General features: G+C 76.8%; 7 protein-coding genes and 1 pseudogene. 3 read left to right on the forward strand and 5 right to left on the reverse strand.

Annotation, left to right across the window (positions count from 1 at the left end):
• A partial coding sequence (locus NT8_RS24235; protein WP_067974169.1) for a hypothetical protein occupies window positions 1-1,844 on the reverse strand: 1,844 nt, incomplete at its 3' end.
• A 476-nt stretch (window positions 1,845-2,320) separates the two neighbouring features.
• On the reverse strand, window positions 2,321-2,923 hold the full coding sequence (locus tag NT8_RS24240; protein WP_067974172.1) for a YbhB/YbcL family Raf kinase inhibitor-like protein: 603 nt from the start codon (window positions 2,921-2,923) through the stop codon (window positions 2,321-2,323).
• Window positions 2,924-3,204: 281 nt separating this feature from the next.
• Here NT8_RS24240 and NT8_RS24245 point away from each other — a divergent pair, with 281 nt between their 5' ends.
• Window positions 3,205-6,501, forward strand: coding sequence for an ATP-binding protein (locus NT8_RS24245; protein WP_067974174.1), 3,297 nt, complete (start codon window positions 3,205-3,207; stop codon window positions 6,499-6,501).
• Here the strand turns inward: NT8_RS24245 and NT8_RS24250 are convergent.
• Both NT8_RS24250 and NT8_RS24255 read right to left on the reverse strand, forming a co-directional pair.
• Window positions 6,483-7,307: an ABC transporter permease gene (locus tag NT8_RS24250; RefSeq protein ID WP_067974177.1), complete on the reverse strand. Its 825-nt coding sequence runs from the start codon at window positions 7,305-7,307 to the stop codon at window positions 6,483-6,485. The genes NT8_RS24245 and NT8_RS24250 overlap by 19 nt on opposite strands.
• The gene (locus NT8_RS24255; RefSeq protein ID WP_067974180.1) at window positions 7,304-8,284 is read right to left on the reverse strand and encodes an ATP-binding cassette domain-containing protein; all 981 of its coding nucleotides are present in this window, start codon (window positions 8,282-8,284) and stop codon (window positions 7,304-7,306) included. The genes NT8_RS24250 and NT8_RS24255 overlap by 4 nt, the downstream gene beginning before the upstream one ends.
• Window positions 8,285-8,457: 173 nt before the next feature.
• Between NT8_RS24255 and NT8_RS24260 the strand changes: the two genes are divergently transcribed.
• The gene (locus NT8_RS24260; RefSeq protein WP_245646313.1) at window positions 8,458-8,976 is read left to right on the forward strand and encodes a PH domain-containing protein; all 519 of its coding nucleotides are present in this window, start codon (window positions 8,458-8,460) and stop codon (window positions 8,974-8,976) included.
• A 134-nt stretch (window positions 8,977-9,110) separates the two neighbouring features.
• Window positions 9,111-10,784 carry a PH domain-containing protein gene (locus tag NT8_RS24265; protein ID WP_157515955.1) on the forward strand — a complete coding sequence of 558 codons (1,674 nt, stop codon included), beginning with the start codon at window positions 9,111-9,113 and terminating at the stop codon, window positions 10,782-10,784.
• Between the two features lie 13 nt (window positions 10,785-10,797).
• On the opposite strand, the pseudogene NT8_RS31075 reads toward NT8_RS24265, so the two are convergent.
• Window positions 10,798-11,019: pseudogene (locus NT8_RS31075) on the reverse strand (septation protein SepH); the annotation flags it as partial.

Here is an 11,019-nt window from a genome sequence, read left to right on the forward strand (position 1 = left end):
TAGCCGCCGGTGTCGAAGGAGTCGCGGGTGAAGGAGCCGGTGCTGTAGGGGGTGGAGGGTTCGAAGCCGGTGCGGGGGGCCATGGACGGCTGCTCGCCGGTGCCCTGGCTCCACGCCGGCTGTTCGCCCGTTCCCTGCCCCCACGCGGGCTGCTCACCGGTGCCCTGGCCCCACCCGGGCTGCTCGCCGGTCGGGGCGCCGGCCGGTGCGCCGCCGTACGGGGCGGCCGCGCCGGGCGCGGGCGGGTACGACGACGGGCGCTGGTGGGAGCCCGTGTCCAGGCTCGACCAGATGGGCGAGCCGGTGTCGGCCGCCGACCGCGGCGGGCTGAACGCGGGGTCGGTCAGCGGGTCCGCGCTGGTGGAGCCGCGCCCGGCGTCGTAGCCGGGACGCTGGTGGGAGCCGGTGTCGTAGGACGGGCGGCCGTGCGACCCGGTGTCGAAGGACGAGGCGGCCCCGCCGCTCCCGGCGGCGCCGTAGCCGGACCGGGGGTGCGCGCCCGTGTCGTAGGACGGGCGCTGGTGGGAGCCGGTGTCGTAGGAGGAGCGGCTGTGCGACCCGGTGTCGAAGGGCGAGGACGCCGCGCCCGGCTCGTAGGACGGGCGGCTGTGCGACCCCGTGTCGAGCGGGGAGGACGGGGCGACCGGATCGTACGACGGCCGGGAGTGCGAGCCCGTGTCGTAGGTCGAGCGCTGGTGGGAGCCGGTGTCGTAGGAGGAGCGGCTGTGCGACCCGGTGTCGAAGGGCGAGGACGCCGCCGCGCCGTAGCCGGGGCGCTGGTGGGAGCCGGTGTCGTAGGAGGACCCCGGTCCGCCCGAGGACGGCGCCGCGCCGGAGCGCGGACCGAGCGGGTCGGAGCGCAGCGGATCGGCGCCGCGCAGCGGGTCGGTCCCCGCGCTCCCGAGCGGGTCGGCCGACGGCGCGGGCCCGCCCAGGGGGTCGCGCGAGAACGACCCGGAGTCCCACGACGGCGTCCGCGTCGGCTGCGGGCCCGAGGTGCTCCACGACGTGGTGGCGCCCGAAGACCCGGACGCGGCCGAGGAACCGCGCGCGGCGGGGGCGCCGAGCGGGTCGTTCAGCGGGTCGTTAAGGGGGTCGTTGAGGGGGTCGGGCGTCCGGGTCGGCGCCGCCGGAGCGGGCGGCGCGGCCGGGGGCGCCGGCGGCGTGGTGGCGCCCCGCGCGGGCGGGTCGGCGGGGGCGCCGTCGACCGCGGGGGTCGGGCCCTGGCCGAGGCTGGCGAGGACCGCGAGGCCGGAGCCGTTCTCGGCGGCGGGCTCGGGCACGCCGGCCGGTCCGGGCGGCGGGGCGGCGGGCGCCGGTTCGTCGTCCGCGGCGCGGGTGCGGCGGCCGCGCGAACGGCGGGGCGGTTCGGGGGCGTCGTCCTCGTCGTCGACGACCGCCTCCATGGCCTCCGTGGACTCGGCGCGGGTGTCGCGGCGCGAGGAGCGGGCGGGCCGGTCGTCGTCGGCGCCGAAGCCGTCACCGTCGTCGCCGCCGTCGGCGTCGTCACCGGACAGGCTGGACCAGAAGGCGTTGTCGGACAGGCCCCCGGAGTCGTCGTCGCCCCAGTCGTCGTCGGAGCGCCCGCGCCGGGCGCGGGGGCGCCGCGCGGGGCGCGGCTCGTCGTCGTCCTCGGCGGCGCGGGTGCGGCGGCCGCCGCGTGCGCGCGGCGCCGGGCGGCGCTCGTCGTCCGGGCCGTCGTCGTCGGCGTCGTCGGACGCGTAGTCGTCGTCGTAGCCGTCGTCGGCGTTGCCGGCGCTCAGGGCGCGCATGCCCAGCAGGATCAGCACGAGGACGACGAGGACCACGATGATGGCGATGATGGCGATAAGCGCAATGGTCATGGTGAGTGCACCACCCTAGGGCCCGTGGCCTTGTAGAGGACAGAGCTGCCACCGGCGGGGGTGATGTGGCTGGCCGGTGTGGAGCCGCGTGCGGCGCGCGGTCGGCGGCGGGGTGCCGGCGGGGTGGGACCGTGCGGGGTGCGGCGGTGGGGTCGGGGATCGGTGCCCGGCGTCGGTGCCCCCGATGCGGCGGGGGCGGGTGCGTATCCGTCCGGGTGCGGCGGGCGCCCGAGGGGGAGGGGCGCTCCGCACGCGGCGCCGGCCCGGTCGAGGGGGTCGGGGCGCCGGTGCCGTGCTGCACGCTGGATGAATACGGTCATCAGGAAATCGACGGGGGGCACGGACCCACTTTATGCATAGATGCGCCGTGGGTGCAGAGGGCGACAAAGGGTTCCTTCCGCGAGGGCGCGAAGTGAAATGCCGTTATATGTCCGATATGCAGCTCTTTCGCGGTCGGTGTGCTGTGTCGCATTTCACTACTCGCCAGTAGCCGTCAGCGAGCCGCGCGCCACCGCGCGGTCGGCGATCGCCCGCAGCGAGTCGCTCAGCGGGGCGTCCTCGGGCAGGTCCACCTCACCGTTGAGGGCGTACAGCGTGAACCGGTACTCCTGCCCCTCGCCCTCCTCGGGGCACGGCGGGTCGTAGGCCGCCTGCCCCGCGCTGTTGAGGCCCTGCCGCCCGGGCTGCGGCACCGTGTTCTGCCGGATCTCCGTGGTCAGCGGGTCGAGCCCGTAGATCACCCAGTGCACTGTGGCGTCCTCGGGCGCGTCCACGATGACCGCCAGTGACGCGATCCGGTCGGTGTCCGGCAGCCCCGACCACTGCAGCGCGGGGGACAGCCCTTCGCCCTCGCAGGTGTAGGCGTCCGGCAGCGGCGACCCCTCCTGCATCATCGTGCTCGTCAGGTTGATGTCGGCGCTCATCTCGGCGCCGGTCCCCGACGGCAGCGGGCCGCAGCCCGCGACGGCGCCCAGCAGCAGGACGCCGCCCAGCGCGGCCGGGCGCGGATACGAGCGGGCGCGCGCCGGGGCGGCCGCGCGCAGCGGGCCGGATGACCGGTGGCGTTCGACCGGGAACATGGGGCTCCTGCGAAGGACGGTGGGGCGGTGTCGTTGCGAGTGGGGCCGCGCCGGGCGCGGGCCGGACGCGCCGGACGCGCCGGACCGCCGGGGCTCCCGCGGCGACCACCCACCGAACCATACTGCGGCCGGAGCGGCGATGAACCGCGTATGCGCGGAGTGTCTCCCCGTCCGCACGCAGCGTGTCCGCGCGCCGATCGGCCGCCACCGGACAGGGAACCGCCCCCCGAATCACCCCGTTGCGGTGGGCCGCACACCAGGGGATCGGGGATCATGGGGGCGTGCGGTTCTCCATTCTGGGCCCCCTCACGGTGCACGGCGCCGACGGGCGGCCCCTGGCCATAGGCGGCGCCCGGCTGCGCCGCCTGCTCACCCTGCTCCTCCTCACCCCCGGCCGCACCGTCGGCACCACCCGCCTCATCGACGGCATCTGGGCCGACGCCACCCCCTCCGCCGCCGGCAACGCCCTCCAGGCCCTGGCCTCGCGGCTGCGCCGCACCCTCGGCGACGCCGCCCCGCTGCACGGCGACGCCACCGGCTACCGGCTCGACGTCGACCACGCCCAGATCGACCTCTTCGCCTTCGAGGACCTGCTGCGGCGCGGCCGCCAGGCCCGCGCCGACGGCGACCCGCACACCGCCGCCCGGCTGCTCGGCGAGGCGCTGGCGCTGTGGCGCGGCCCCGCGCTGGCCGACCTGCCCGACTCCGGCGGCGACGTCGCCGTGCGGCTGGACGAGTCGCGCCGCGGCGCCCTCCTCGACCGGCTGGCCGCCCAGCTCGACCTCGGCCGGCACGCCGAGGCGGTGCCCGAGATCGAGGCCCTGGTCGCCCGCGAACCGCTGGACGAGCGCCCCGCCGACCTCCTCATCCGCGCCCTGGCCGCCGACGGCCGCCAGGCCGACGCGGTGGCCGCCTACGAGCGGCTGCGCGCCGGCCTCGCCGACGAACTCGGCATCGACCCCTCCGCCCGCTTGCGCGCCCTGCACCTGAGCCTGCTGCGCGGCGAACTCGCCCCCGGCCCGCCCGCCGACCCGCCCGCGGGTCCCCCCGCCGAGCCGGCCTCCGAGCCGCGCACGCCCCCCACCCGGCTGCCCACCCTGCTCACCAGCTTCGTCGCCCGCGACGACGAGGTCCGCCGCGCCGTCGACCTGCTCACCGCCCAGCGGCTGGTCACCCTGGTGGGCCCCGGCGGCGCGGGCAAGACCCGCCTCTCCATCGCCACCGGGTTCCGCATGGCCGAGCGCCACCCCGCCCTCGTCGCCGAGGGCGTGTGGTTCGTGGAGCTGGCCCCCGTCAACGACGGCGCCGACATCCCGCACGCCGTGCTGAGCACCCTCGGGCTGCGCGAGGGCGCCCTGATGTCGCTGCGCCCGGGGGCGCTCCCGGCGGGCGACGTGGTCGACCGCATCACCGCGTCGCTGGGCTCCCGCCGACTCCTGCTCGTCCTGGACAACTGCGAGCACCTGGTCGCCGACGCCGCCCGGTTCGCCGACCGCCTCCTGGCCGCCTGCCCGGGGGTGCGCGTCCTGGCCACCAGCCGCGAACCCCTCGCGCTGTCCGGCGAGCGGCTGCTCGCGGTCCCCTCACTGGAACTGCCCCCCGAGGGCACGCCCGCCGCCCGCGCCGCCGACTACGCCGCCGTGCGCCTGTTCACCGACCGGGTCGGCGCCGTGGCGCCCGGGTTCACCGTCGACCAGGACAACGTCGACCACGTGGTGCGCATCTGCCGCGAACTCGACGGCATGCCGCTCGCCCTGGAACTCGCCGCCGCCCGCGTGCGCGCCATGCCGGTGGCGCGGCTGGCGGCCGGGCTGTCCGACCGGTTCCGCCTGCTCACCAACGGCACCCGCTTCGCCCTGCCCCGGCACCGCACCCTGGAGGCGGTGGTCGACTGGAGCTGGGACCTGCTGGACGACCCCGAACGCGCCCTGCTGCGCCGGCTGGCGGTGTTCGGCGGCGGCGCCACCCTGGAGGCGGTCGAACGGGTCTGCGCCGACGACGCGTCGGGCCGCCTCGGCGGCCGCGACGTGTGGGCGGTGCTGTTCGCGCTGGTCGACAAGTCGCTCGTGGTCGCCGACCTGTCCGGCGACGAGCCCGAACCCCGCTACCGCATGCTGGAGACGGTGCGCGCCTACGGCACCCGCCGACTGGCCGAGAGCGGTGAGGACCCCCGCGTCCGGCGCGCCCACGCCGACCACCAGCTCACCCTGTGGAGCGAGGCCGAACCCCACCTGCGCGGCGCCGACCAGCTCGACTGGCTGGCCCGGCTCCGCGCCGAGCAGGACGACTTCGCGGCGGCCGTGCGCTGGGCCGTCGACAACGGCGAGGCCGGGCTCGCCCTCGACCTCAACCACGCGGCCCTGTGGTACTGGCAGATGGTCGACGGGTGGTCCGAGGCCGCCCGCTGGTCGGCCGACATCCTGCGCATCGCGGGCGACCGCCCGCCGCCCGGCCGGGAGGCCGCCTACGCCGAGTGCCTGTTCACCGTCGCCACGTGCGCGTTCGAGTCCGCCGTCGACCCCGAGCCCGGGGTGCGGCGGGCCGACGAGGTGCTGCGCGCGGCCGGCGAGGTCCCCGAGAGCTACCCCACCCTGCTGCTGATCCCCGCCTTCCTCGCCATGTTCGGGCACGACCGCGAGGAGATGCTGGCCCGGCTCGACGCCGCCCGCGGCAGCGCCGACCCGTGGCTGCGCGCGGCGGCCGCGACGTTCGCCGGGCTGGTCCACCTGGCCGCCGGCACCGTCGCCCCGGCGCGCGACCTGCTCACCGACGGCCTGGCCGGCTTCCGCGCGCTGGGCGACCGGTGGGGCACCTGCCAGGCGCTGATGATCGTCGCGGAACTGGTCGGCATGGACGACCCCGACCGCGAGCGCGAACTCCTCACCGAGGGGGTGCGGCTGGTGGACGAGCTCGGCCTGAAGGAGATGTCGGCCGTCCTGCGCGGTCGGCGCGCCCTCAACCGGGCGGCCCGGGGCGAGATCGAGGCCGCCCGCCGCGACCTCGCCGAACTGCGCGGGTCCGAGCGCCGCGAGGGCGGCCGCCTGCTGCTCCGCATCGCCGAGGCCGAGGTCGAACGGCATGCCGGGGAGGCGGCGACGGCCCGCGAGCTGCTGCTGGCGGTCCGCGCCGAGGTGATCGACGACGCGCCCGGCATGGTGCGCGGCCAGCTCGAACCGGTGTGGCGCGTCCTGCTCGCCCGCACCGCGGCCGACCTCGGCGACCGGGACGAGGCGCGTGCCCAGGCCCGCGCCGGGTGGCGGGGCCTGAACGGCGCCATCGCCGCCGTGCACCGGGCGCAGGTGCTGGAGTGCCTGGCCCAGGTGGTGCGGCCCGACCACCCGCGCCGCGCGGGGGTGCTGCTGGGGGCCGCCGACGGGCTGCGCGGTGTGCGCAACTCCGGCGACCCCGATGTCGCCCGCACCGCCCGCGGCCTCGCCGCCGACCTCGGGGCGGAGGAGCTGGCGCGAGCCTGCGCCGAGGGCGCGGCCCTGGCGCCCGCCGACCTCGACGCCCGGGTGGCCGCGTGGACCGCCGACTGGCCGGACGCCGAGGACGCGCCTCAGGAGCGGCGCCGGTAGGCCCGCGTGGCCAGCGGGAAGAACACGGCGGTGAGGCCGACGGTCCACACCGCGGTCCACAGCAGCGGCTCGGCCACCGGCCCGCCCTCCATGAGCCCGCGCATGGCGTCGGTGACGTGGGTGACCGGGTTGATCCCGGCGAACGTCGACATCCAGCCCGGCATGTTCTCGGGCGCCACGAACGTGGAGCTGGCGAAGGTGAGCGGGAACATCCAGATCGACCCGAAGATGTTGACCGCCATGGGGGTGCGCAGCAGCAGCCCCATGAACGCCGACAGCCAGCACAGCGCGAACGCGAACACCATGACGACCGCCGCCGCGGCCACCACGCCCAGCGGGCCGCCGTCGGGCCGGTACCCGATCAGCACGGCGACGAGCAGCACCATCACCACGGTGAGCAGGTAGCGGGTGAGGTCGCCCAGGATGGCGCCGATCAGCGGGGCCGACCGGGCGATGGGCAGCGACCGGAACCGGTCGAAGATGCCCTTCTCGATGTCGCTGTTGAGCGCCACCCCCGTGCCGATCGTCGCGAAGATGACCGACTGGGCGGTGATCCCGGGGATGATGAAGTCGCGGTAGGCGCGCCAGTCGCCCATCATCGCCTGCCCGAACACGAACACGAACAGCGCGACGAACATCAGCGGCATGAACGTCAGCCCGAGGACCTCCTCGGGGTTGCGCTTGATCTTGACCAGGCTGCGCCAGGTCAGCAGGGCGCCGTGCTGCACGGTCGCCAGCGGGGTGATGCGCGCGGCCAGGCGGGGGCCGCCCTGGGCCTGGTGCGCGCCGGTCACGGCGGTGGTCATGCGTGGGTCCTTTCGGGGGCGGCCTCGGTGCCGTCGGCGGGGGCGTCGTCGGCGGGGCGGCCGGTGATGGCGAGGAACACCTCGTCCAGGCTGGGCCGGCGCAGGGTGAGTTCGGCGACCGCGATGCCCTCCTCGTCGAGCCGGCGCACCACCTCGGGCATGACGGCGGGGTCGGTGACCGAGGCGCTGGCGCCGCCGTCGGCGGAGCGGACCTCCGACCGGGTGACGGCCTCGACGACGGCGGCGGCCCGGTCGAGCCGGGCCGGGTCGGCCGGGCGGACCTGGAGGACCTGGGCGCCCGCCCGCTCCTTCAACTCGTCGGGCGTGCCGCGGCTGATGACCTTCCCGTGGTCCAGGACGATGATGTCGTCGGCGAGCTGGTCGGCCTCCTCCAGGTACTGCGTGGTCAGCAGCACGGTCACGCCGTCGCCGACGAGCTCGCGCACCACGTCCCACAGCTCGTTGCGGCTGTGCGGGTCGAGCCCGGTGGTGGGCTCGTCCAGGTACAGCAGGCTGGGCCGGCCGACCAGGCTCGCGGCGAGGTCGAGCCGCCGGCGCATGCCGCCGGAGTAGGTCTTGGCGGCGCGCTCGGCGGCGTCGGTCAGGCCGAACCGCTCCAGCAGCTCGGCGGCCCGGGCGCGGGCGTCGCCGCGCGAGTAGCCGAGCAGGCGGGCGATCAGCGTCAGGTTCTGGGTGCCGCTGAGATCGGCGTCGACGGCGGCGTACTGGCCGGTCAGGCCGATCAGCCGGCGCACCTCGTGCGGCCGCCGGACGACGTCGAACCCGCCGACCTCGGCCCGGCCGCCGTCGGGGCGCAGCAGCGTGGCCAGGATGCGCACCGTCGTGGTCTTGCCGGACCCGTTGGGGCCGAGGACGCCCAGGACGGCGCCCTCGCGCGCCACGAGGTCGACACCGGCGAGCGCGGTACTGCCCTTGAAATGCTTGACCAGGCCCTCCGCGCGGATGGCGTCAGTCATCTACCCTCCCATGTGTGCTCACGCCCCCAGTCTCGGCAGCGCTACTGACAAAGCGCTGATACCCCGCACCGCGTCGGCCTGACACGCCCGCTGACACGCCGCTGCGGGCCCGCGCCGCCGGGGGCCGGCCGTCGGGGTCGGCCCCCGACGGGGCCGGCTCTAGACTCGGGCGGGTGACGACTCCCCGGCTCCGCCCGCCCGAACACCGCGTGTCCCCCCGTGCCGTACCGATGTGGCGGCTGGAGACCGCCATCGTGTCGGTCGTCTTCGCCGCCGTCCTGTGCGGGGCCGCCTGGGGGGTCACCGCCGCCGCGTGGTCGTGGGTGCCCGACCCCGTCCTCCGGTACGCCTGGTGGGTGCCCGGCCTGTACGGCGCCTACGCGGTCGCCGAGATCGCCGTCGCCCCCTCCTGGCGGTACCGGGTGCACCGCTGGGAGGTCACCGCCGACGTCATCTACACCCGCACCGGGTGGCTCAGCCGCAGGTGGCAGCTGGTCCCGGTGAGCCGCATCCAGACGGTCGACCACAAGCAGGGCTGGTTGGAGCGGCTGTTCCGGGTGGCCACCCTGAAGGTGCAGACGGCCTCGCACGCCGGCTCCTCCACCATCGAGGGGCTCGACGCCGCCGACGCCCAGCGCATCTCCGAGGAACTGGCGGCGCGCGCCGCCGAGCTCCGGGACGACGCGACGTGAGCGGCGCGACCTCCGCGCCGGGGCCCGGCGCCGACGAGCCCCGCCCGCACGACGAGCCGGACGTCCACTCTCCGCCCGCCGCTCCGAACGCACCCACCCCGGACACCCCCGCTCCGGAGGTCTCTGGTGCGTACGTGCCCACCCCGGACGCCCCGGCCCATGACATCCCCGTTCCGACCGCGCACGGTGCCCCCGCTCCCGACGTCCCGCCCGTGCCCGGCGGCCCCGGTGTCCCCGACAGCGGCGTCCCCGCTCCAGCGGCGGCCGGGATCGCGCCCGAGGCGGAGCGGGCGCTCAGCCCGCTCACCCTCGTCACCGCACCGATCGCCTATCTGCGCAACGCGATCGTGCCGCTCGTCGTCGCGGTCGTCGCGGGCAGCTTCAACCCCTGGGTGCTGGGCAGCGCGGCGGTGGCCATCGCCGCCATGCTCGTCGGCGGCTTCGTCACCTGGCGCACCTTCCGCTACCAGGTGGGCAGCGAGCGGCTGGAGATCCGCCGCGGCCTGATCAGCCGGTCCCGCCGGTCGATCCCGCTGGAGCGCATCCGCGGGGTCGACGTCACCTCGCACCTGCTGCACCGCCTCCTTGGCCTGGCCGTCGTGCGGATCGACGCCGCCGGGGGCGGCGGCGAGAGCGAGGAGGGCAAGCTCGACGCGGTCACCGCGGCCGAGGCCGAGCGGCTCCGCCGGGAGCTGCTGCACCGCCGCGCGGTGCTGCGCGGCGAGACCGCCGCCGGCGCCCCGGCGGCCGAGGCCGGTACCGCGCCCGGTGCGGAGCCCGCACCGGAGGCCGACGCCGACGAGGACGTCTACTTCACGATGCCGCGCGGCTGGTACCTCTACGCCGTGCTCAGCCTGGGCTACCTGCTCACCCCGTTCGTCGCCCTGGCCACGGTGCTCGGGTTCCTCGGCCAGGTCGCCGACGACCTCGCGTCCAGCGCCGATGCCGACGCCGCCGCCCAGCGCGCCTACGCGTGGTTCGACGGCACCGGTGAGCAGGCCCTCCTGGCCATCGCCATCGGGGCGGCCGTCGTGCTCGTGGCACTGATGCCGGTGTCCGCGGTGGTGTCCTACGCCATCGCCCACTGGGGGTTCACCCTGCGCCGGCGGGGCGACGCCCTCGTCACCGAGCGGGGCCTGTTCACCCGGCGCAGCGTCACCCTGGAGCTGCGGCGCGTCCGCGGCCACGAACTGCTCGACAACCCGCTGGAGCGGCTGCGCCGCGCGGTGCGGCTGCGGGCCGTCGTCACCGGGCTGGGCGACACCGCCACCCGCGCCACGCTGCTGCCCATCGGGCCGCGCGACCGGGTGGGCGAGGTGGTCGAGCGCGCCCTCATCCCCTACCGGGGCCCGCTCACGCGGCACCCGGGGGCCGCGCTGCGGCGGCGGCTGTTCCGCGCCGTCGCCCCGTTCGCGGCCGCGGCCGCGGTGGCGGCGTTCCTCGCGCCGCCGTGGGTGGCCGTCGCGCTGGCCGCCGTCGCGGCGCTCGGCGTGCCGCTCGGCGTCGACCGGTACCGGGCCCTGGGACACGGCGACGACGGCCGCCAGGTCAGCGTGCGCTCGGGGTCGCTGCGGCGGGCCCAGGCGGTGGTGCGCCGCGACGCCATCATCGGCTGGACGTGGCGGCAGACGCTGTTCCAGCGCCGGCCCGGCCTGGCCCACCTGGAGCTGGCGGTCGGCGCGGGCGGCGGGGCCTACACCGCGATCGACGCCGGGTTCGACGACGCCGTCACCTTCGCCGCGGGGGTCTCCCCGGAGCTGGTGCGGCCGTTCCTGGTCGAAGGACCGGACGAGCGCCCGGCACCCTGACCCCGGCGCGGCCTCAGTCGGTCTTCTTCGACCCGAACATGATCTCGTCCCACGACGGGACCGAGGCGCGGCGGCCGCGCCCCTTGCGGCGCGGCTGCGCCGAGGTGCCCGCGGCGGCGGCCGACACCGGCGGCTCCTCGCGGCGGGCCTCGGCTGCCTCGGGCTCGTCGCGGTCGGCGCCGCGCCGCGCGGCGCGGGCGGGACCGGGGTCGGCGGGCTCGTCGCGGCCGACCGG

Origin of the sequence: Nocardiopsis trehalosi NBRC 14201, assembly GCF_001552555.1 — a bacterium.
Classification (GTDB): Bacteria; Actinomycetota; Actinomycetes; order Streptosporangiales; family Streptosporangiaceae; genus Nocardiopsis_B; species Nocardiopsis_B trehalosi.